Genomic DNA, 20,584 nt, shown 5'->3' with positions numbered 1-20,584 from the left:
GTCAAGCATCCCGTCCGAAGAGGCCCGCGGGCCTGATGAGAAGCACGATCGCCATGATGACGAAGATCACGATGTTGGACGCCTCGGGATAGAAGACCTTGGTCAGGCCCTCGGCGATGCCGAGCACATAACCGGTGATGATCGCGCCCATGATCGATCCCATGCCGCCGACGACGACAACGGCGAAGACGACGATGATCATGTTCGAGCCCATCAGCGGCGAGACCTGGTAGATCGGCGCCGCCAGCACGCCGGCAAAGGCGGCAAGACCCGCCCCGAGCGCGTAGGTGAGCGTCAGGAGCACCGGCACGTTGACGCCGAAGACCTGGACCAGCACGGCGTTTTCGGTAGCGGCACGCAGGTAAGCCCCGAGTTTGGTCTTCTCGATCAGCAGCCAGGTGCCGAGGCAGACGACGAGCGAAACGACCACCACCCAGCCGCGATAGATCGGCAGGAACATGAAGCCGAGATTGGCGCCGCCGGCGAGCGCTGCCGGCGTCGCATAGGGCTGGCCGGAGGAGCCATAGAGATAGCGGAAGGTGCCCTCGACCGCGAGCGCCAGCCCGAAGGTGAAGAGCAGGCCGTAGAGCGGATCGAGATCGTAGAGGCGGCGCAGGAAGAGCCGCTCGATGATTGCACCGGCAAGGCCGACGATAACAGGTGCCAGGATCAGCGATGGCCAGTAGCCGATGCCGGCATAGGTCAGCAGCAGGTAGGCGACGAAGGCGCCGAGCATATATTGCGCGCCATGGGCGAAGTTGATCACTCTCAGAAGGCCGAAGATGATGGCGAGGCCGAGGCTGAGCAGCGCGTAGAACGAGCCGTTGATCAGGCCGATCAGCAGCTGGCCGAGCAGCGCCTGCAGGGGAATGCCGAAGATCATCGTCATCTGATCACACTCCCAGAACCTTGTGCAGCGTATCCATGCGCTGCGGTAGTTCACCGACCGGGAATTCCGACACCATCTGCCCATGATCCATCAGATAGAAGCGATCGGCAATACGGCTGGCGAAACGGAAATTCTGCTCGACGAGCAGGATCGTCATGCCGCGCTCCTTCAGGGTCTTCAGCACCTCGCCGATGCGCTGGACGATCACGGGGGCAAGCCCCTCCGTCGGTTCGTCGAGAATGAGCAGCCTGACGCCGGTACGCAGGATTCGGGCGATCGCCAGCATCTGCTGCTCGCCGCCTGATAGTTTGGTGCCCGGGCTGCCGCGGCGCTCGTAGAGATTGGGAAAGAGCTCGTAGATTTCGTCGAGCGTCATCCCCCCTTCTGCCACGACAGGCGGCAGCAGCAGGTTTTCCGAAACGGTGAGCGTCGAGAAGATGCCGCGCTCCTCCGGCACGAATCCGATGCCCCGATGAGCCGTCTTGTGCAGCGGCACCTGCATCATGTCGCTGCCGGCAAAGCTGATCTTGCCCTTCCGGGCACGCACAATGCCGGTGATGGTGCGCAGCGTCGTCGTCTTGCCGACGCCGTTTCGGCCGAGAATGGTGATCATCTCGCCTTCGTTCACACGCATGTCGACGCCGTGCAGGACGTGGCTTTCGCCGTACCAGGCATTGAGCCCCTGGACTTCGAGGAGAGTGGCCATCAATGCTCCTCCGTGCCCATATAGGCCACGCGTACGCGCTCATCCTGGCTGACGGTGGCATAATCGCCCGCGGCGAGGATCTCGCCGCGCTGCAGCACGGTGACGTGCTGGCAGATATTGGCGACGACGGAGAGATTGTGTTCGACCATCAGCACCGCCCGGTCGCGGGCGACCTCGCGGATGATCGAGGAAACGACGCCGACATCCTCCTGGCCCATGCCGGCCATCGGCTCGTCGAGCAGCAGCACCTTCGGATCCAGCGCCAGCGTTGTCGCGATCTCCAGCACGCGCTTGCGGCCATAGGAAAGATCGGCGGCGATATGGTCACGCTCCTTGGAAAGCCCGACGCTGGCCAGCAATTGCTCGGCGCGCCCATTCAGCCGGTCGAGCGCCGAAATCGGCCGCCAGAACTGCGTGGAAAGATTGTTCGGTCGCTGCAGCGCCACACGCACATTGTCGAGAACGGTCAGATGCGGGAAGACCGCCGAGATCTGGAAAGAGCGGACCAGCCCCATGCGCGCCACCTTGTCGGGCGACGTCTTGGTGATATCGGTGCCCATCAGCGTGATCGTGCCTGAGGTCGGCTGCAGGAACTTCGTCAGCAGATTGAAGACCGTCGTCTTGCCGGCGCCATTCGGGCCGATCAGCGCATGCACACTTGCGTCATGCACGTCGAGATCGACATTCTTGACGGCGGTGAAGCCGCCGAAATCACGGCGCAGGCCGCGGGCGGACAAGACCACCCGCGGCTTTTCCTGAGTTTCAATTGCGGAAACCGCCATCGTGCCTACTTCACCAGATCGCAGCCGCTCTTGGCGGGATCGATATAGGCTTCCTTGCCGGGAATGGTGGCGAGCACGTTGAAATAATCCCACGGCTCCTTGCTTTCGGAAGGCTTCTTGACCTGCAGCAGGTACATGTCATGGATCATCCGGCCATTGGCGCCGACCGTGCCGCCGCGGCCGAAGACGTCATCGACCGGCAGTTCATGCAACTGCTTGGCGACGGCTTCCGTCTCGTCGGTGCCGGCCTTCTGCACCGCCTTCAGATATTGCGTCACTGCCGAATAGGTGCCCGTATGGATCATGTTCGGCATCTTGCCGGTGCGGGCGAAGAATTTTTTGGCGAAGGCGCGGCTTTCGTCGTCGCGATTCCAGTAAAACCCTTCCGTCAGCGTCAACCCTTGAGCCGCTTCGAGGCCGAGGCCATGGACTTCGGCGAGCGTGAAGAGCAGCGCCGCCAGATGCTGGCCGCCCTGGGTGATGCCGAATTCGGCCGCTTGCTTGATGGCGTTCGAGGTGTCGAGGCCGGCATTGGCAAGGCCGATCACCTTGGCGCCGGACGATTGCGCCTGCAACAGGAAGGACGAGAAGTCCTGGGTCGAGAGCGGATGGCGGACGGCGCCGACCACCTTGCCGCCGCTTGCCTTGACATAATCGCTGGTCTGCTGTTCCAGCGAATAGCCGAAGGCATAGTCGGCAGTCAGGAAGAACCAGCTATCGCCGCCCTGCTTGACGAGCGCGCCACCGGTGCCGACGGCCAGTGCATGGGTGTCATAGGCCCAGTGGAAGCCATAAGGCGAGCAGGCCTTGCCGGTCAGATCCGTCGTCGCAGCACCCGTGACGATGTCGATCTTCTTTTTCTCCTTGGCGATTGCCTGCACGGCGAGCGCCACGGACGAGGTCGTCAGTTCCATGATCGCATCCACCTGCTCGGTATCGTACCATTGGCGGGCGATATTGGAGGCGATATCAGGCTTGTTCTGGTGGTCGGCATCGACGATCTCGACCGGAACATCCAGCACCTTGCCGCCGAAATCCTCGACCGCCATCTTGGCGGCTTCGACGGAGGACTTGCCGCCGAAATCGGCATAGACACCCGACTGGTCGTTCAGGATGCCGATCTTGACCTTGCCGTCGGTCGCGCTCTGCGCGAGCACCGCTGTGCTGCTTGCAAGCAGAAATGCAACTGATGCAATGAGATTCTTTCGCATATGATCTCCTCCCAGAGATTGGCCAGATTGCCGATCTGTTCAAATTTGGCCAGCCGCACTCCTCAGAACGACGGACCCTCCCCCTACGATCACGGAAATTCCGCCCTGAGGCAACGGGTGATTTACAACTAATTCCAAACAGTATCTGTTCGTTTTTGAACAGAGGGGACCGCGATGAACAATCCACCGCAGTTTACTTGGGACGATCTGCAGTTTTTTCTAGCCGTCGCCCGCACGGGACAGCTGTCGACGGCGGCCCGCCAGCTGCGCTCCAGCCATGCCACCGTCTCGCGCCGCATCGACCGACTGGAGTTCACCCTCAAGGTCAAGCTGTTCGAGCGCAATCCGCGCGGTTACGTGTTGACCGCCATGGGCACCCGCTTCGTCGAGACGGCCGAGAGGATGGAACAGGAGACCGAGCGGCTGCGCGCCGACCTCGCCGACGGCTCGATGGCGCAGCGCGGCCTGGTGCGGCTCAGCGCGCCGGAGGGTTTTGCCAACTTCTTCTTCGCAACCGTGCTGCCGCAGTTTGCCGCCCAGCATCCGCATCTATCGCTCGAACTGGTGACGATCCAGCAGATCATGTCGCTGTCGCGCAAGGAGGCCGATCTTTCCGTCGTGCTCGATGAGCCGAAGGGCGGGCCGTATTTTGCCGAGAAGCTGACCGACTATCATCTGCAGATCTATGGCTCGCGCGACTATCTGGCGAAGGCCGCACCGATCAGCTGCCGTGAGGACCTGCTCGGCCATCCCTTCGTCAGCTATATCGAGGAGATGATTTTCGCGCCGGGCCTGGATTATCTGGGCGATGTGCACCCGCGCATCAAGCCGCAGTTCCAGAGCTCCAGCATCTTCGCACAGCTTACTGCAACCAGAAACGGTCTCGGCCTTTGCATCCTGCCTTATTTCTTCGCCAGCCGTTATCCCGAACTCGTGCGCGTGCTGCCAGACGAGATCGACCTCAAGCGCCATTACTGGATCACCTGTCATCGCGACCTCAAACAGGCGCCGCGCGTGCGCGCCGTCATCGACTTCCTGCGCGAGGCGGTGCGCGGCGAGGATGCGCGCTTCGTGCCGCCCTATGTCACCGCTGCCGGCCCGGCGCGCCGGGCAAAGGTGGAAACCTGACTACTTCAGGAATTCAGTCCGATGCGGGGTGAAAGCATCGATCAGCCGGCCCTTTTCCAGCGCCTTGACGCCGTGGACCAGATTGGGGGGCACGATGAAGCTGCCGCCCTGTTTCAGCACTTCGGTCCGGTCGTCGATCGTCACTTCGAAACTGCCTTCGGCGACGTAGCTGGCCTGGATGTGCGGATGAGAATGGGCCGCACCCACGGCGCCGCTTTCGAAGACCACTTCCACCAGCATCATCTCGGGCAGATAGGTCATGATGCGCCTGACGACGCCGGGCTCGGGATTGACCCATTCGGCGCCTTCGGCCGATACGAACAGATCGCTTGACGACATTTCCGCCTCCTCGTTCCAGAATCGATCGTGGGCAAAGTGGATCATGCCGACGCTTTTGAAAAGATGGCCGGGCCTGTCTTTTCGACGCGACCGCCGTCTGTTGACGCGGTCGGCTGGCGGGTCTATGGCCAACTTGAGCGAGGCAAGCTGAGGAGACACCGCCATGCAGCATACGCGCGAAGTTTTCGACTGGGCCGATCCGTTCCGCCTGGTAGAGCAACTGACCAGCGAAGAGCGCATGGTGCAGGACACCGCCCATGCCTATGCGCAGGAAAAGCTTGCTCCCCGCGTTCTCGACGCCTTCCGCAATGAAAAGACCGATCCCGGGATCTTCCGCGAAATGGGTGAACTCGGGCTGCTCGGCCCGACCATCTCGCCGGATTATGGCGGCGCCGGTCTCGGTTACGTCGCCTACGGCCTGATCGCCCGCGAGGTCGAAAAGGTCGACAGCGGTTACCGCTCGATGATGAGCGTCCAGTCCTCACTGGTGATGGTGCCGATCGAAACCTTCGGGTCTGAGGCGCAGAAGCTGAAATACCTGCCGAAACTCGCCACCGGCGAATGGATCGGCTGCTTCGGCCTGACCGAACCCGATCATGGCTCCGACCCCGGCTCGATGGCGACACGCGCCAAGAAAGTCGACGGCGGCTACAGCCTCACCGGCTCGAAGACCTGGATCTCCAACGCGCCGATCGCCGATGTCTTCGTCGTCTGGGCAAAGACCGAGGACGGCCTCATCCGTGGCTTCATCCTCGAAAAGGGCTGGAAAGGGCTTTCGGCTCCCGCCATCCACGGCAAGGTGGGCTTGCGCGCCTCGATAACAGGCGAAGTGGTGATGGACGGGGTCTTCGTGCCGGAGGAAAACCTTCTGCCTGATGTCACCGGCCTCAAGGGACCATTCACCTGCCTCAACTCGGCCCGTTTCGGCATCGCCTGGGGCGCACTTGGTGCTGCCGAGGATTGTTATGCCAGAGCCCGGCAATATACGCTCGAGCGCAAGCAGTTCGGCCGGCCGCTTGCCGCCAACCAGCTGATCCAGAAGAAGCTCGCCGACATGGCGGCGGAGATCTCGCTCGGCCTTCAAGGCTGCCTGCGGCTTGGCCGCATGAAGGAGGAAGGCCATCCGCCGGTGGAGCTGACCTCGATCTTGAAGCGCAACAGCTGCGGCAAGGCGCTGGAGATTGCGCGGGCGGCCCGCGACATGCTCGGCGGCAACGGCATCTCCGACGAATTCGGCATCGCCCGTCATCTCGTCAACCTCGAAGTGGTCAACACCTATGAGGGCACGCACGACATCCACGCGCTGATCATCGGCCGGGCGATCACCGGCATTGCCGCCTTTGCGAACTAATACATGCCGCCCAAAAGTGTGCAGCGGTTTTGGGACAACGGTGTGCATAAAACAGAGACCTAAGCGCGTCGCATGATTCCGGTTTGACGCGACGCGCTTAGCCTTTGACGCGAAAGGGCGAATTGCCACGCGCCTGACAATGTGCAACCTTCCCTGACGACGGCAAGAGCCGGCAAAAAGGGGATCATGCATGTTTCTGCTTCTTGCATTACTGATTGGTGTCATTGCCGGGCTTCGCACGATGACCGCGCCTGCCGCCGTTGCCTGGGGCGCGGCGCTTGGATGGTTTGATGTCTCGCAGACGCCGCTTGCCTTCATGGGTTACCAGTGGACGCCGTGGATCTTCACGCTTCTCGCCATCGTCGAACTGATCGCTGACCAGTTGCCGACCACGCCGTCGCGCAAGGTGCCGATGCAGTTCGGCGCCCGCATCGTCTCCGGCGCGCTGGCCGGCGCCACGATCGGCGCCGCCAGCAGCCTGCTTTTCGGCGGGCTGATTGCCGGCGTGATCGGCGCCGTCATCGGCACATATGGTGGCGCCGCCGTCCGCGGCAGACTTGCCGCGTCCTTCGGCAAGGATCTGCCGGCCGCTCTCATCGAGGATGCCGTCGCCGTCATCGGCGCGGTGCTGATCGTGGGGGCCGTCGCATGAAAAGCTTCGACGCCATCGTTATCGGCGCCGGCCAGGCCGGCCCGTTTCTTGCCGCAAGGATGGTCGAAAAGGGCATGAAGGTGGCGCTGATCGAGCGCAAGTTCCTCGGCGGCACCTGCGTCAACGCCGGCTGCATGCCGACGAAAACGCTGGTCGCCAGCGCCCGCGCCGCCCATGTCGCAAGAAACGGCGCCACCTACGGCGTCAATATCCCAGGCGAGATCGCCATCGACATGAAGGTGGTCAGGGCGCGCGCCGAAACCGTGACCATGAACGCCCGCAACGGCCTGATCGGCTGGTTCGCCGGCATGGACGGCATGACCGTTATCTATGGCCACGCCCGTTTCGAGGACCCGAAGACCGTCAGCGTCAACGGCGAAACACTGACCGCACCGCGCATCTTTCTCAATGTCGGAGCACGGCCAGTCATCCCCGATCTGCCCGGGATCAACGATATCGATTACCTCACCAGCACTTCGATCATCGATCTCGACTCCCTGCCACGGCATCTGGCCGTCATCGGCGGCAGTTATATCGGGCTGGAATTCGCGCAGATGTATCGCCGTTTCGGCGCCGAAGTCAGCGTTATCGAGCATGGTCCGAAGCTCGCATCGCGCGAGGACGAGGATATATCCGACGCGATCGCCGACGTCCTGCGCTCGGAGGGCATCGACATTCATACCGGCGCCAGCGACATCGCCTTTTCCAAGAGCAGCGACGGAATAACGGTCGCCACCGATTCAGCGAGGATCGATGCGAGCCATGTGCTGATTGCCACCGGCCGCAAACCGAACACCGACGATCTCGGCCTCGATGCCGCCGGCGTCATCACCGACGGACGCGGCTTCATTACCGTCGACGACAAGCTTGCCACCAATGTCGACGGCATCTGGGCGCTCGGCGACTGTAACGGCCACGGCGCCTTCACTCACACCTCCTACAATGATTTCGAGATCGCCGCCGCCAATCTGCTCGACAGCGACGACCGCAAACTCTCGAGCCGCATCCTGGCCTATGCGCTCTATATCGACCCGCCGCTTGGCCGTGTCGGCATGACGGAGAAGCAGGCGCGCGCCTCGGGACACAAGATCCTGATCTCGACCCGGCCGATGAGCCGCGTCGGCCGCGCCAACGAGCGCGGCGAGACCAAGGGATTCATGAAGGTGATCGCCGACGCCGAGACCAAAAAAATCCTCGGCGCGGCGATACTCGGCATCGAGGGCGACGAGGTGATCCACGGCATCATCGATGCGATGAATGCAGGAACGACCTATCCCGCATTGCAATGGTCGGTGCCTATCCATCCGACGGTGTCGGAGCTGATCCCGACGCTGCTTGGGGATTTGAAGCCGGTTTAGCGATGAATTGATGCTTCGAAATCGACAGCTGGAGGCGGGCTGAGTGTCTATCGAACTGCTGATCGAGCACTACGGCCTGTTGGCGATATTTCTGGGCGCGGCCTTCGAAGGCGAAACAGCCGCCTTCCTCGGCGGCGTCATTTCCCACCGCGGACTGCTGACCTATTGGTCGGCGTCGCTCGCGGCAACGGCAGGATCCTTCGCCGGCGATCAGTTCTGGTTCTTCGCCGGCCGTTATGCGGCTCGATGGGGTCTCGTGCGCCGGCTGATGGAAAGGCCGGCGCTGGCGCGCGCCACCCGCCTTCTGGAAAGATATCCGACCGGCTTCATCCTTGCGTTTCGTTTCCTGGTGGGATTGCGGACGATCAGCCCGATCGTCATCGGGACAACGCGAATAGCGACCGGAAAATTCATCATCCTGAATGCCGTGGCCGCGTTTGCGTGGGGGCAGCTTTTCACGGCGCTCGGCTATCTCTTCGGGCACGGCATCCAACAGACATTGGGCCACCTTCCGCTGCACCGTCATCTGCTGATTGCAATCGGAGCCGCGGCTGTCGTCGCAGCTGCGGCCCTTGTCTTTCGCAAGATGAAACTGAGCGCCAGGCACTCATAGCGGTATGACGTCCTAGAACAGGATGATTTTAGGCCGGGTCGGCCTAAAACCCGAATCCTGTTCTAAATTATATAGTTGGAGCATGTTGTTGTCCGAAAACCGATCACACTTTTCGGCATCATCATGCTCTAGTCCATCACGATTTGCAGCTTCACGTCGCTTGGCCGGGCCTCGACGGCGCGATCAAACGCCTTGATCGAATCTTCGAACTTAAAGGTCTCTGATATCAGCGGCTTCAGATCCACGCGTCCCGAGCCGAGCAGCGCGATCGAGCGCTCATACTGATGCGCGTAGCGGAACACTGTCTCGATGCGGATTTCCTTGGTGGATGCCGTCGAGACGTCGAAGCCGATCGGGTTGACCGGCAGGCCGACGACGACGATGACGCCGCCTGGGCGCGGCAGCGCCATGATCGTCTCCCAGGCCTTCGGCGAGCCGGAGCATTCGAAGACGACATCGGCGCCCCAGCCGTCGGTCAGCCGGGCAACCTCTTCGGCCAGGTTCTTCTCGCGGATATTGACCGGAATGACGCCCTGGTACTGCGCGGCGATATCGAGCTTCGGCTGGGCAAGATCGGCGACGATGGCGCGGGCGCAGCCGCCGGCAAGCGCCGCGATCGCCACCATCGTGCCGATCGGCCCGGCGCCGAGGACGACGGCAGTATCACCAGGCGTAATCTTCGCCTTGGTGGCCGCCTGCATGCCGACGGCGAAGGGCTCGACCATGGCGCCTTCGGCGAAGCTGACATTGTCGGGCAGCTTGAAGGTGTAGTTGGCGGGATGCACGACCTCCGGCGTCAGCACGCCGTGGATCGGCGGGGTCGCCCAGAAGGTCACGGCCGGGTCGATATTGTACATGCCGAGCCGGCTTGCCTTGGAATTCGGATCGGGAATGCCGGGCTCCATGCAGACGCGGTCGCCGACTTTCAGATGCGTGACGCCGGCGCCGACCTCGACCACCGTGCCCGCCGCCTCATGGCCGAGCACCATCGGCGCGTTGACGATGAAGGGGCCGATCTTGCCGTGCGTGTAATAATGCACGTCTGAACCGCAGACGCCGACCGTGTGGATCCTGATCTTTACCTCGCCGGGGCCGGTTTCGAGCGGCAGATCGATATCGCGGAGCGCAAGCTCATGCTGGCGCTCGAGGACAAGCGCACGGACTTTGGTCATCGTCGGTTTCCTTCCCTAGTGGCTTGCCCATGGTTTCATCGGGCAGCGTTGAAGCCGACTATAAAGCCCGAAGCCTTCCCAATTCAACCAGATTGAGAAGGCTTTTGCTCAACAAATGAAAAACTGCTCACGCAGATCTGCCGCGGCTCAGCACCGGCAGCGGCCCGCCCGAAAACTGCACCAGGCTGGTCCGATGGCGAGCGGCCCCGTAGGGGCATTTATAAGATTTTTATATTGATGGCCTGTCGTCCGTCTCGAACCTTTATGCGCTTCGGCTCCATATTGATGTCCGAGAGATCGAAAGATCATCTCCAGCCAGAAAGCATGAAAGGCAGCCTCCCAGCGCCCTTTGTCTTGTCTGACTCCAAGAAGAACAACAGGAGTCACGATCATGATGGACATCATTCTACTCGGCACCGCGATCATATTCTTCGCGCTGTGCTTTGCCTACACCCGAGCCTGCGACAGGCTTTGACCGGAGAACCGACGATGACCCTCGATTATGTCTTGAGCGGTGCCGTAACCGTGTTTCTCACCGTTTACCTCACCTACGCTCTCCTTCGCCCAGAACGCTTTTGAAGAGAACTGGCGCTTCTGAGGTCGCGCATGCGCGACCGAGAAGCAGCCGGGTATTGAAAGTTTACCTCCATGACCCTCAACGGATGGCTTCAGATCCTGCTTTACTGCGGGATCGTCCTCGTGCTCGTCAAACCGCTCGGCGGCTACATGACGCGTGTCTTCAACGGCGAGCGCACTTTCCTGTCACCGGTCCTCGTTCCGATCGAACGGGGGCTTTACCGCATTGCCGGCACCAGCGAAGGCGAGGAACAGCATTGGACCTCCTATGCCTTCGCCATGCTGCTCTTCAGCCTGCTCGGCGTCATCGTGCTTTACGCGTTGCAACGCCTGCAGGCCGGCCTTCCCTATAATCTGGCCGGCATGGCAGCCGTCCCGCCCGAGCTTTCCTTCAATACCGCCGTCAGCTTTGTCAGCAACACCAACTGGCAGAACTACGGCGGCGAAAGCACGATGTCCTATCTGACCCAGATGGCCGGCTTCACCGTCCAGAACTTCGTCTCTGCGGCGACGGGCATCGCCATCGCGCTCGCCTTCATCCGCGCCTTCTCGCGCGCTTCGGGCAAGGTCGTCGGCAATTTCTGGGTCGATATGACGAGGGCAACCTTCTATGTGCTGCTGCCGATCTGCATCGTGCTGACACTGGTCTACGTCTACCTCGGCGTGCCGCAGACGCTTGGCCCCTACGTCAATGCCACCACGCTCGAGGGCGCGCAGCAGACGATCGCCGTCGGTCCCGTTGCATCGCAGCTTGCGATCAAGATGCTCGGCACCAACGGGGGCGGCTTCTTCAATGCCAATTCCGCCCATCCGTTCGAAAATCCCGACGCGATCTCCAATCTCATCCAGATGGTCTCGATCTTCGCGATCGGCGCGGCTTTGACCAACGTCTTCGGCCGCATGGTCGGCAACCAGCGCCAGGGTTGGGCGATCCTTGCCACGATGGGCATCCTGTTCATCGTCGGTGTCGGCGTCACCTATTGGGCGGAAGCCGCCGGCAACCCGCTGATGCATGCTTTCGGTCTTGGCGGCGGCAATATGGAAGGCAAGGAAGTCCGCTTCGGCGTCGCCCTGTCCTCGCTCTTTGCGGTCATCACCACCGCGGCCTCGTGTGGCGCCGTCAATGCGATGCACGGCAGCTTCACCGCACTCGGCGGCCTCGTACCGCTGATCAACATCCAGCTCGGCGAAGTCATCGTCGGCGGTGTCGGCGCGGGTTTCTACGGCATTCTGCTCTTCATCATCGTCGCCGTCTTCGTCGCCGGCCTGATGGTTGGCCGCACGCCGGAATATCTCGGCAAGAAAATCGAGGCGAAAGAAATGAAAATGGCCGTTCTCGCCATCCTCTGCCTGCCGCTCGCCATGCTGGTCTTCACCGCAATCGCAAGCGTCCTTCCGAGTGCGGTTGCATCGGTCGGGACCGCCGGTCCGCACGGCTTCTCCGAAATCCTCTATGCCTATAGCTCGGCTGCGGCCAACAACGGCTCGGCTTTCGGCGGCCTGACGGGCAACACGCCCTGGTACAATATCACGCTTGGCCTCGGCATGCTGATGGGCCGCTTCCTGGTCATCATCCCGGCGCTTGCCATCGCCGGTTCGCTGATCGCCAAAAAGTCGGTTCCAGCCTCGGCAGGCACCTTCCCGACGGACGGTCCGCTGTTCGTCGGCCTGCTCGTCGGCACGATCCTGATCGTCGGCGGCCTGACCTTCTTCCCGGCGCTCGCCCTTGGCCCTGTCGTCGAGCACCTGGTCATGATCGCCGGCCAGACCTTCTGAGGTGATGCCATGATCCTCCGTCACAGGCTTCGCAACGCCTCCCACCCTCGTTCCGGTGCGCCGGGACGAGGGAATGGCCCGAGACCCCAAGCCTCCGACATCATCCTGGTGATGATGGCAGGCCTCCTCGTCATCGCCGCCATCGTCAAAATCTTACAGGGCTGACCGGCTGCCGGTTCGCCATCCTCGTTTCAAAGCTGGAGTCTCTTATGAGCCAGGCAAAATCCGCGAGCGTCATGGATTCTCGCATCCTCATTCCGGCCGTGGGGGCCGCTTTCAAGAAGCTCAATCCGTGGGCGCTTGCCAGAAACCCGGTCATGTTCGTCGTGGCCACGGTCTCGGTACTGACCACCGTTCTTTTCCTGCGCGATCTGGTGGCGGGCAACGGCAATCTCGGCTTCTCGTTCCAGATCAATCTCTGGCTCTGGTTCACCGTGCTGTTTGCCAATTTCGCCGAAGCCGTCGCCGAAGGCCGCGGCAAGGCGCAGGCGGATTCGCTGCGCAAAGCGCGCACCGAAACCCAGGCAAAGCTTCTAACCGGTACGGACCGCACCCAGTTCAAGTTGGTGCCCGGCACTAGCCTCAAGGTCGGCGATGTCGTGATCGTCGATGCAGGCGACATCATCCCCTCGGACGGCGAAGTCATCGAAGGCGTCGCCTCCGTCAACGAAGCGGCGATAACAGGCGAATCCGCCCCTGTCATCCGTGAATCCGGCGGCGACCGCTCGGCGGTGACCGGCGGTACGCAGGTGCTGTCCGACTGGATCCGCGTGCGCATCACCGCCGCGGCCGGCTCAACCTTCCTCGACCGGATGATCGCGCTCGTCGAAGGTGCCGAGCGCCAGAAGACGCCGAACGAGATCGCGCTCAACATCCTGCTTGCCGGCATGACGCTGATCTTCGTGCTTGCCACCGCGACGATCCCGAGCTTTGCCATCTATGCCGGCGGCTCGATCCCGATCATCGTGCTCGTCGCCCTCTTCGTGACGCTGATCCCGACGACGATCGGCGCGCTGCTGTCGGCAATCGGCATCGCCGGCATGGACCGCCTCGTTCGCTTCAACGTGCTCGCCATGTCCGGCCGCGCGGTCGAAGCCGCCGGCGACGTCGATACGCTGCTGCTCGACAAGACGGGCACGATCACCCTCGGCAATCGCCAGGCGACGACCTTCCGTCCGGTCCGCGGCGTTTCCGAACAAGATCTCGCCGATGCCGCCCAGCTCGCCTCGCTTGCCGACGAAACGCCGGAAGGCCGCTCCATCGTCGTGCTCGCCAAGGAGAAATACGCGATCCGCGGCCGCGACATGGCAAGCCTGAAGGCAACCTTCGTGCCCTTCACCGCCCAGACCCGCATGAGCGGCGTCGATCTCGAAGGCGCCTCGATCCGCAAGGGCGCGGTCGATGCCGTGCTGGCTCATGTCAACGGCGATGCATCCTCGAAAAACGGCAGCGAGATCGTCCGCGAACTGCAATCGATCTCCGACGAGGTCGCCAAATCCGGCGGCACGCCGCTCGCCGTTGCCCGCGACGGCAGGCTGCTCGGCGTCATCCAGCTGAAGGATATCGTCAAGGGCGGCATCCGCGAGCGTTTCACCGAGCTTCGCCGCATGGGCATCCGCACCGTGATGATAACAGGCGACAACCCGCTGACGGCAGCGGCCATCGCCGCCGAGGCCGGCGTCGACGACTTCCTTGCCCAAGCAACGCCGGAGATGAAGCTGGCGCTGATGCGCGAGGAACAGTCGAAGGGCAAGCTCGTCGCCATGTGCGGCGACGGAACCAACGATGCGCCGGCGCTCGCCCAGGCCGATGTCGGCGTCGCCATGAACACCGGCACGGTCGCTGCCCGCGAGGCCGGCAACATGGTCGATCTCGATTCGGACCCGACAAAGCTCATCGAGATCGTCGAGATCGGCAAGCAGCTGTTGATGACGCGCGGCGCGCTGACGACGTTTTCGATCGCCAACGACATCGCCAAGTACTTCGCCATCATCCCGGCGATGTTCCTGACCTTCTATCCGCAGCTCGGCGTCTTGAACATCATGGGACTGTCGACGCCGCAAAGCGCCATCCTCTCGGCGATCATCTTCAACGCGCTGATCATCATCGCGCTGATCCCGCTGTCGCTGAAGGGTGTCCGCTACCGTCCGATCGGCGCCGGCGCGCTACTGTCGCGCAACCTGCTGATCTACGGCGCCGGCGGCATCATCGTCCCCTTCATCGGCATCAAGGCGATCGACATGGCTGTCGCAGCCCTCGGCCTTGCCTAACGGCAGCCTGAAAGCACTCCAAGGAGTAAGACAATGTTGAAAGAACTTCGTCCGGCGGTCGTCATGATCGTTGCCACCACCGCCATCACCGGCCTTCTCTATCCGCTCGCCATGACCGGTGCCGCCCAGGCCCTCTTTCCGAAGCAGGCGAACGGCAGCCTGATCGGGAACAACGGCCAGGTGATCGGCTCGATGCTGATCGGCCAGGCCTTCACCAGCGACAAATATTTCCACGGCCGTCCTTCGGCCGCCGGCGACGGCTACAATGCCGCCGCCTCCAGCGGCTCGAATCTCGGCCCGACCAGCCAGAAGCTGATCGACCGCGTCAAGGGCGACTACAACGCCGCCAAAGCGACGAACCCGAACGCGGAGGTGCCGGCCGACCTCGTCACCGCTTCGGGCAGCGGCCTCGATCCGCATATCTCGCCAGAGGCTGCCTATTTCCAGGTGGCGCGTGTTGCCAAGGCGCGAAGCCTTGATGAGGCCAAGGTCAAGGCGCTGGTCGACGGCGCCGTAGAAGACCGCGAGCTCGGCATTCTCGGCGAACCCAGGGTCAATGTTCTGGCGTTGAATCAGAGCCTTGATGCTTCTATGACTGAGTGACCCTGGCAGGCTGGGCGCCCTTTTTCTTCCCATCACTGCCCTCATCGGAGGGGCGAAGGATAGGAAGATATAGCGCCCGTCCTCGGCAGCCATCTGCAGAAAGACCATACGCATGTCAGACGACAATCGCGACCAGGCCGGCAGGCCCTCGCCCGATGCGCTTCTCGAAAAAGCCCGGGCTGAAACGCGCGGCCGTCTGAAGATCTTTCTCGGAGCCGCACCCGGTGTCGGCAAGACTTACGAGATGCTCGTCTCCGGCCGTGCCAAGATCGCCGACGGTCTCGATGTCGTCATCGGCGTCGTCGAGACGCACGGCCGCAAGGAGACCGAAGCGCTTATCCCCGGCTTCGAGATCATCCCTCGCGTCGAAATCAGCTACAGGGGCCGGGCGCTCGAGGAAATGGACCTCGACGGCATCCTTGCCCGCCGGCCTGATCTCGTGCTGGTCGACGAACTCGCCCACACCAATGCCGAGGGCAGCCGCCATCCGAAGCGTTATCTCGACGTCAAGGAATTGCTCGATCGCGGTATCGACGTCTATACGACGCTGAACATCCAGCACGTCGAAAGCCTGAACGACGTCGTCTCGCAGATCACCCGCATCCGCGTGCGCGAGACTGTGCCGGACTCGATCATCGACCTTGCCGACGACATCGAGATCATCGACCTGACGCCGGATGATCTGATCAAGCGCCTGCATGACGGCAAGGTCTACATGCCGCGCACCGCCGAGCGGGCGCTGACCAACTATTTCACGCCTGGCAACCTGACGGCGCTCAGAGAACTTGCGCTGCGCAAGACCGCCCAGCGCGTCGACGACCAGTTGCTTTCCCATATGCAGGCCCATGCAATTTCCGGCCCATGGGCGGCGGGCGAGCGGGTGCTCGTTTCGGTCGACCACCATTCACGTTCCGCTTCGCTGGTGCGTTACGCCGCCCGCATGGCCTCGCGGCTGCGTGCGCCATGGGCCGCCGTCTATATCGAGACCAACCGCTCGATCAATCTGACCGAAGCCGAACGCGATTCCGTCGCCGCGACGCTGCGCCTCGCCGAGCAGCTCGGTGGCGAGGCGATTACCCTTCCCGGTCGCGAGGTGGCTGAAGAGCTCGTCGGCCACGCCACTGCCAACAACGTCACCCATATCGTCATCGGCGCCCCGAAGAAGCCGACATGGCGGGACTGGTGGGGCCGCTCGATCACCGACGAGCTGATCCGCAGGGCCGGCGAGATCAGCGTCCATGTCATTTCCGGCAATGAGAAGGACGGCACCACCACGCGCGGCGTGAGGGCGGCGGCCACCCCGCCGCCACTGGATCTCAGGGCCTATCTGCTGGCGACCGGTTATGTCGCCATCGCGCTCCCCGTCGGCGTCGTGCTCGACCAGGTGCTCGACGTGCGCAACCTCGCCCTCGTCTTTCTGATGGCCGTGCTGACCTCAGCCGTCCTCCACGGCCTGCGGCCGGCCCTTTACAGTTGCATCCTCAGCGCGCTGTCCTTCAACTTCTTCTTCCTGCCGCCGCGCTACACGCTGACGATCAGCGATCCGGAAAGCGTACTTGCGCTCTTCTTCTTCCTGGGCGTCGCCATCATCGCCAGCAACCTGACCGCAACCGTGCAGCGCCAGGCCGCCGCCGCCCGCCAGCGGGCGCGCACGACCGAAGACCTTTATCTCTTCTCGAAAAAGCTCGCCGGCACCGGCACGCTCGATGACGTGCTCTGGGCAACCGCCTTCCAGCTTGCCTCGATGCTGAAGGTCCGCGTCGTGCTGCTGCTGCCGGAAGAGGGCAGCATCGCCGTCAAGGCCGGTTATCCGCCGGATGATACGCTCGACGATGCCGATATCGCCGCCGCCCGCTGGGCCTGGGAGCACAATCATGCCGCCGGCCGCGGCGCCGACACCCTGCCCGGCGCCAAGCGCCTCTACGTGCCGCTGAGAACGGGACGAACCGCCGTCGGCGTCATCGGCCTCGACAGCGACCGCCGCGACGGGCCGCTGCTGACGCCGGAGCAACAGCGGCTGCTCGATGCGCTCGCCGACCAGGCGGCCCTTGCCATCGAACGCATCCAGCTCGTCGCCGATGTCGACCGGGCAAGGCTTGGGGCCGAAGCGGACCGGCTGCGCTCGGCGCTGCTGACCTCGATCTCGCATGACCTGAAGACACCGCTTGCCGCCATTCTCGGCGCCGCCGGCACGCTGCGCGATTATTTCGCCTCGATGCCAGAGGAGGATCGCAGCGACCTGCTGTCGACCGTCGTCGACGAATCCGAACGTCTCAACCGCTTCATCGCCAACCTGCTCGACATGACCAAGATCGAATCCGGCGCGATGGAGCCGAACTCCGCGCTGCATTATGCCGGAGACATCGTCGGCAGCGCGCTGCGCCGTGCCGCAAAGATCCTCGACGGCCACAAGGCCGAGATGAGCATTCCCGCCGACCTGCCGATGGTGCGCGTCGATCCTGTCTTGTTCGAGCAGGTGATCTTCAACCTGCTCGACAATGCCGCGAAATACGCCCCCGAGGGATCGGTGATCCATATCGAGGGCTGGTCCGATGCCGACAACGTCGTCGTGCAGATTTCGGACGAGGGCCCGGGCATTCCGCCGGCCGATCTCACCCGCGTCTTCGACACCTTCTACCGCGTGCGCAAGGGCGATCAGGTGCGCGCCGGCACCGGGCTTGGCCTTTCCATCTGCCGCGGCTTCATCGAGGCGATGGGCGGCACGATCACCGCCGGCAACCGCACGGGCCGCCCGGGCGCCGTCTTCACCATCCGCCTGCCGAAACCCACCGACATTCCGAAACTGGATGAACTCAGATGACCGGTTCAGCCGTCAAGATCCTCGTCGTCGACGACGAGCCTCCGATCCGCAAGCTGCTTCGCGTCGGCCTGACCGCGCAGGGCTACGAGGTGCGCGAGGCGCCGAACGCCAGCGCCGCCCGGCAGTCGGTCGCCGACGACATGCCCGACCTCATCGTGCTCGACCTCGGCCTGCCCGACACATCAGGCCACGACTTGCTGCAGGCGTGGCGCGACGAAGGGCTTTCCATGCCCGTCGTCATTCTGTCCAGCCGCACCGACGAGGCCGGTATCGTCAAGGCGCTGGAAAGCGGCGCCGACGATTACGTCACCAAGCCCTTCGGCATCAACGAACTCGGCGCCCGCATCCGCGTGGCGCTGCGCCACCGCCTGCAGCAACAGGGCGAAAAGGCGATCTTCCAGACCGGCGGGCTGTCGATCGATCTCGTCAAGCGCATCGTCAAGGTCGAAGGCGCGGAAATAAAGCTGTCGCCGAAGGAATACGACATCCTGCGCGTGCTCGCCCAGCATGCCGGCAAGGTGCTGACACACCAGTTTCTTCTAAAGCAGGTATGGGGGCCGGCGGCGGATGTGCAGTATCTGCGCGTCTATGTCCGGCAGCTGCGGCAAAAGGTCGAGCAGATTCCCGACCAGCCGCACTATATCACCACCGAGACCGGCGTTGGCTACCGGCTCAGGGAACCGGATTGAACTCCCTTCCCTCCCGCTGCCGGAACACTATCGAGCCGAACAGTATCGAGAATGACATGAACCTTCCCAACATCATCCGCCCGGAACACACCTTCATCGGCGTGTCGGCGCCGACGAAATGGCGCGCGCTGCAGACCATCGCCGACAAGGCCGCCAAGGCTTTCTCCGTCGACGGCCAGACCATCCTGAAGGCGCTCGAAGCGCGTGAGAAGCTCGGCTCGACGGGGATCGGCAACGGCATCGCCATCCCGCATGCGGCAATCGACGGCATGACCAGCCCGCGCGGCCTTCTCCTCCGCTTTGCCCATCCGCTGGATTTCGAGGCGATCGACGATATCCCGACGGATATCGCCTTCGTGCTGCTCTTCGGGGAAAACAATCGCGGCGAATATCTGAACGTGCTTTCTGCGATCGCCAGGCGGCTGCAATCGGACGGCACGCTTGTCGCCATGCGCAAGGCAAGAACGGTCGACGAATACTATTCCGATTTCATCGCCGATTCACGGGTATGACGTCCAAATTGAATAGCGGGAGCATGATGTCGTCCGAAAACCGCTCACACGTTTCGGCATCATAAAAAAAGGCGCGGCCCGAAGGCCGCGCCCGCTCGTCTGCAATCAGACTATCTTAGAAATCGCGCTGGAAGCGCAGGAAGCCGAACACTTCGTCGTCGCCTTCGTCCTCATCGTGATATTGCACGCTGAGCTTCGAACGCAGGTCTTCGACGATCTGGTAGTCGATGGTGACACCGGTCGTGTAGGCGCTGCCGCCGGTGAAACCGTTGCCGTCAGCCTCGAGAGCAATGTTCTCGAAGTACTGGAAGCCCGGGGTGACCGACCACTTGTCGTTGATCTTCAAGGCATACTCTGCTGCGATCGTCCATTCGGACTCTTCGTAGTAGTAGTTGGCGCCGCTTGCCCATACGCCGGCAATGCCGAGCGTGCCCGGGCCGATGTCGGCATAAACGATACCGCGGACAGCGACTTCGCTGGTGTCGGTGTCGTAACCGGCAAGCAGGTAAGCGCTGATGGCGCCGGCCTTGTAGGAGACCTGGCCTGCGACACCAAAGTTGTTCGGGCCGTCGCCCGGCTTGGTGGCGTAGACTTCTTCGAGTTCGTCGACCGAGATACCGGCCGCGAAAGCGCCATTCTCGTACTGATAACGGATCGAGTTGTGGGTCGTCTCGTTGCTGGCGAGCGTATCGGTCTCGCCGCTCATGTCGTCATCCCACCAGCTGTACAGCTTACCGGCGCGGAAACCGGCAATGTCGAGATAGCCTTCATCGAGCAATGCTTCCTGATCGGAGGCATCGTCGGCATTGTAACGCAGTGTGATGACGCCGGTGAGCGTACCGTACTCGGTGTCGTTCTTGGTCTGGAAGGTGACCTGACCACGAGTCCAGAAGTCTACGTCGGAATCGCCGGATATCTGCTGACCGAAGCGCACTTCGGTACGGATATAACCGCCGATCGAAAGGCATGTTTCCGTCCCCGGAATATAAAAATAGCCGGTACCGTAGGCGTCGCAAACGCGAACATATTCCACGGGCTCGGGTTCCGCCGCCACAATGGCGTCGGCTGCGCGGGCTCCGGAGGCCGCGGCAAGGGCGGCAACGGAGGCAAAAAGGATAGTTCTGATATTCATTTTG

General features: G+C 62.6%; 19 protein-coding genes. 12 read left to right on the top strand and 7 right to left on the bottom strand.

The window, feature by feature from the left end:
• Position 1: 1 nt before the first annotated feature.
• From AC245Y_RS29935 to AC245Y_RS29920, 4 genes are read right to left on the bottom strand one after another with little or no spacing between them, the layout of a single operon-like run.
• The gene (locus AC245Y_RS29935; protein ID WP_003553893.1) at positions 2–889 is read right to left on the bottom strand and encodes a branched-chain amino acid ABC transporter permease; all 888 of its coding nucleotides are present in this window, start codon (positions 887–889) and stop codon (positions 2–4) included.
• Between the two features lie 4 nt (positions 890–893).
• Positions 894–1,595: an ABC transporter ATP-binding protein gene (locus AC245Y_RS29930; protein WP_012763272.1), complete on the bottom strand. Its 702-nt coding sequence runs from the start codon at positions 1,593–1,595 to the stop codon at positions 894–896.
• Positions 1,595–2,377, bottom strand: coding sequence for an ABC transporter ATP-binding protein (locus AC245Y_RS29925; RefSeq protein ID WP_017996477.1), 783 nt, complete (start codon positions 2,375–2,377; stop codon positions 1,595–1,597). The genes AC245Y_RS29930 and AC245Y_RS29925 overlap by 1 nt, the downstream gene beginning before the upstream one ends.
• Before the next feature lie 5 nt (positions 2,378–2,382).
• Positions 2,383–3,588, bottom strand: coding sequence for an ABC transporter substrate-binding protein (locus tag AC245Y_RS29920; RefSeq protein WP_003553898.1), 1,206 nt, complete (start codon positions 3,586–3,588; stop codon positions 2,383–2,385).
• Positions 3,589–3,762: 174 nt separating this feature from the next.
• Between AC245Y_RS29920 and AC245Y_RS29915 the strand changes: the two genes are divergently transcribed.
• The gene (locus AC245Y_RS29915; RefSeq protein WP_003553900.1) at positions 3,763–4,716 is read left to right on the top strand and encodes a LysR family transcriptional regulator; all 954 of its coding nucleotides are present in this window, start codon (positions 3,763–3,765) and stop codon (positions 4,714–4,716) included.
• Here the strand turns inward: AC245Y_RS29915 and AC245Y_RS29910 are convergent, their stop codons facing one another.
• A complete protein-coding gene (locus AC245Y_RS29910) occupies positions 4,717–5,055 on the bottom strand; it encodes a cupin domain-containing protein (protein ID WP_003553902.1) in 339 nt (112 codons plus the stop codon).
• A gap of 163 nt (positions 5,056–5,218) precedes the next feature.
• Here AC245Y_RS29910 and AC245Y_RS29905 point away from each other — a divergent pair, with 163 nt between their 5' ends.
• The 4 genes from AC245Y_RS29905 to AC245Y_RS29890 all read left to right on the top strand — a co-directional run bounded on the left by AC245Y_RS29905 (position 5,219) and on the right by AC245Y_RS29890 (position 9,029).
• On the top strand, positions 5,219–6,406 hold the full coding sequence (locus AC245Y_RS29905) for an acyl-CoA dehydrogenase (RefSeq protein ID WP_003553904.1): 1,188 nt from the start codon (positions 5,219–5,221) through the stop codon (positions 6,404–6,406).
• 190 nt (positions 6,407–6,596) lie between these two features.
• Positions 6,597–7,058, top strand: a complete 462-nt coding sequence (locus AC245Y_RS29900; protein WP_003553906.1) for a DUF4126 family protein — start codon at positions 6,597–6,599, stop codon at positions 7,056–7,058.
• Positions 7,055–8,416, top strand: a complete 1,362-nt coding sequence (locus AC245Y_RS29895) for an FAD-containing oxidoreductase (RefSeq protein WP_017996479.1) — start codon at positions 7,055–7,057, stop codon at positions 8,414–8,416. The genes AC245Y_RS29900 and AC245Y_RS29895 overlap by 4 nt, the downstream gene beginning before the upstream one ends.
• 43 nt (positions 8,417–8,459) lie before the next feature.
• On the top strand, positions 8,460–9,029 hold the full coding sequence (locus AC245Y_RS29890) for a DedA family protein (RefSeq protein ID WP_003553910.1): 570 nt from the start codon (positions 8,460–8,462) through the stop codon (positions 9,027–9,029).
• Between the two features lie 128 nt (positions 9,030–9,157).
• Here the strand turns inward: AC245Y_RS29890 and AC245Y_RS29885 are convergent, their stop codons facing one another.
• Complete coding sequence (locus AC245Y_RS29885; RefSeq protein ID WP_012763290.1) at positions 9,158–10,201, bottom strand: NAD(P)-dependent alcohol dehydrogenase; 1,044 nt, start codon at positions 10,199–10,201, stop codon at positions 9,158–9,160.
• A gap of 489 nt (positions 10,202–10,690) precedes the next feature.
• Between AC245Y_RS29885 and AC245Y_RS29880 the strand changes: the two genes are divergently transcribed.
• The 7 genes from AC245Y_RS29880 (at position 10,691) to AC245Y_RS29850 (ending at position 19,448) form a co-directional block, all read left to right on the top strand.
• The gene (locus tag AC245Y_RS29880; protein WP_003547774.1) at positions 10,691–10,780 is read left to right on the top strand and encodes a K(+)-transporting ATPase subunit F; all 90 of its coding nucleotides are present in this window, start codon (positions 10,691–10,693) and stop codon (positions 10,778–10,780) included.
• A gap of 69 nt (positions 10,781–10,849) precedes the next feature.
• Positions 10,850–12,553: a potassium-transporting ATPase subunit KdpA gene (gene kdpA / locus AC245Y_RS29875; RefSeq protein ID WP_017996480.1), complete on the top strand. Its 1,704-nt coding sequence runs from the start codon at positions 10,850–10,852 to the stop codon at positions 12,551–12,553.
• Positions 12,554–12,762: 209 nt separating this feature from the next.
• On the top strand, positions 12,763–14,823 hold the full coding sequence (gene kdpB, locus AC245Y_RS29870; RefSeq protein WP_017996482.1) for a potassium-transporting ATPase subunit KdpB: 2,061 nt from the start codon (positions 12,763–12,765) through the stop codon (positions 14,821–14,823).
• Positions 14,824–14,856: 33 nt separating this feature from the next.
• Positions 14,857–15,426 (top strand): potassium-transporting ATPase subunit KdpC, encoded by a 570-nt coding sequence (gene kdpC / locus AC245Y_RS29865; RefSeq protein ID WP_003553920.1) that lies wholly within the window; start codon positions 14,857–14,859, stop codon positions 15,424–15,426.
• Between the two features lie 112 nt (positions 15,427–15,538).
• The gene (locus AC245Y_RS29860; RefSeq protein WP_017996483.1) at positions 15,539–18,247 is read left to right on the top strand and encodes a sensor histidine kinase; all 2,709 of its coding nucleotides are present in this window, start codon (positions 15,539–15,541) and stop codon (positions 18,245–18,247) included.
• Complete coding sequence (locus tag AC245Y_RS29855) at positions 18,244–18,936, top strand: response regulator transcription factor (RefSeq protein WP_017996484.1); 693 nt, start codon at positions 18,244–18,246, stop codon at positions 18,934–18,936. Before AC245Y_RS29860 ends, AC245Y_RS29855 begins: the two co-directional genes overlap by 4 nt.
• A gap of 56 nt (positions 18,937–18,992) precedes the next feature.
• Positions 18,993–19,448 carry a PTS sugar transporter subunit IIA gene (locus AC245Y_RS29850; protein WP_003553925.1) on the top strand — a complete coding sequence of 152 codons (456 nt, stop codon included), beginning with the start codon at positions 18,993–18,995 and terminating at the stop codon, positions 19,446–19,448.
• Positions 19,449–19,563: 115 nt separating this feature from the next.
• On the opposite strand, the gene AC245Y_RS29845 is transcribed toward AC245Y_RS29850, so the two are convergent.
• Positions 19,564–20,580 (bottom strand): porin, encoded by a 1,017-nt coding sequence (locus AC245Y_RS29845; protein ID WP_012763297.1) that lies wholly within the window; start codon positions 20,578–20,580, stop codon positions 19,564–19,566.
• Positions 20,581–20,584: the final 4 nt, after the last annotated feature.

The organism is Rhizobium sp. SRDI943, from assembly GCF_057653695.1.
The sequence above is the reverse complement of the archived record's forward strand: the minus strand, read 5'-3'. Positions and strand labels throughout refer to the sequence as shown.

Bases quoted from the DNA above. Each gene is read 5' to 3' on its own strand.
- AC245Y_RS29935 (WP_003553893.1), bottom strand. From the start codon at position 889: ATGACGATGATCTTCGGCATTCCCCTGCAGGCGCTGCTCGGCCAGCTG.
- AC245Y_RS29930 (WP_012763272.1), bottom strand. From the start codon at position 1,595: ATGGCCACTCTCCTCGAAGTCCAGGGGCTCAATGCCTGGTACGGCGAA.
- AC245Y_RS29925 (WP_017996477.1), bottom strand. From the start codon at position 2,377: ATGGCGGTTTCCGCAATTGAAACTCAGGAAAAGCCGCGGGTGGTCTTG.
- AC245Y_RS29920 (WP_003553898.1), bottom strand. From the start codon at position 3,588: ATGCGAAAGAATCTCATTGCATCAGTTGCATTTCTGCTTGCAAGCAGC.
- AC245Y_RS29915 (WP_003553900.1), top strand. From the start codon at position 3,763: ATGAACAATCCACCGCAGTTTACTTGGGACGATCTGCAGTTTTTTCTA.
- AC245Y_RS29910 (WP_003553902.1), bottom strand. From the start codon at position 5,055: ATGTCGTCAAGCGATCTGTTCGTATCGGCCGAAGGCGCCGAATGGGTC.
- AC245Y_RS29905 (WP_003553904.1), top strand. From the start codon at position 5,219: ATGCAGCATACGCGCGAAGTTTTCGACTGGGCCGATCCGTTCCGCCTG.
- AC245Y_RS29900 (WP_003553906.1), top strand. From the start codon at position 6,597: ATGTTTCTGCTTCTTGCATTACTGATTGGTGTCATTGCCGGGCTTCGC.
- AC245Y_RS29895 (WP_017996479.1), top strand. From the start codon at position 7,055: ATGAAAAGCTTCGACGCCATCGTTATCGGCGCCGGCCAGGCCGGCCCG.
- AC245Y_RS29885 (WP_012763290.1), bottom strand. From the start codon at position 10,201: ATGACCAAAGTCCGTGCGCTTGTCCTCGAGCGCCAGCATGAGCTTGCG.
- AC245Y_RS29880 (WP_003547774.1), top strand. From the start codon at position 10,691: ATGACCCTCGATTATGTCTTGAGCGGTGCCGTAACCGTGTTTCTCACC.
- kdpA (WP_017996480.1), top strand. From the start codon at position 10,850: ATGACCCTCAACGGATGGCTTCAGATCCTGCTTTACTGCGGGATCGTC.
- kdpB (WP_017996482.1), top strand. From the start codon at position 12,763: ATGAGCCAGGCAAAATCCGCGAGCGTCATGGATTCTCGCATCCTCATT.
- kdpC (WP_003553920.1), top strand. From the start codon at position 14,857: ATGTTGAAAGAACTTCGTCCGGCGGTCGTCATGATCGTTGCCACCACC.
- AC245Y_RS29860 (WP_017996483.1), top strand. From the start codon at position 15,539: ATGTCAGACGACAATCGCGACCAGGCCGGCAGGCCCTCGCCCGATGCG.
- AC245Y_RS29855 (WP_017996484.1), top strand. From the start codon at position 18,244: ATGACCGGTTCAGCCGTCAAGATCCTCGTCGTCGACGACGAGCCTCCG.
- AC245Y_RS29850 (WP_003553925.1), top strand. From the start codon at position 18,993: ATGAACCTTCCCAACATCATCCGCCCGGAACACACCTTCATCGGCGTG.
- AC245Y_RS29845 (WP_012763297.1), bottom strand. From the start codon at position 20,580: ATGAATATCAGAACTATCCTTTTTGCCTCCGTTGCCGCCCTTGCCGCG.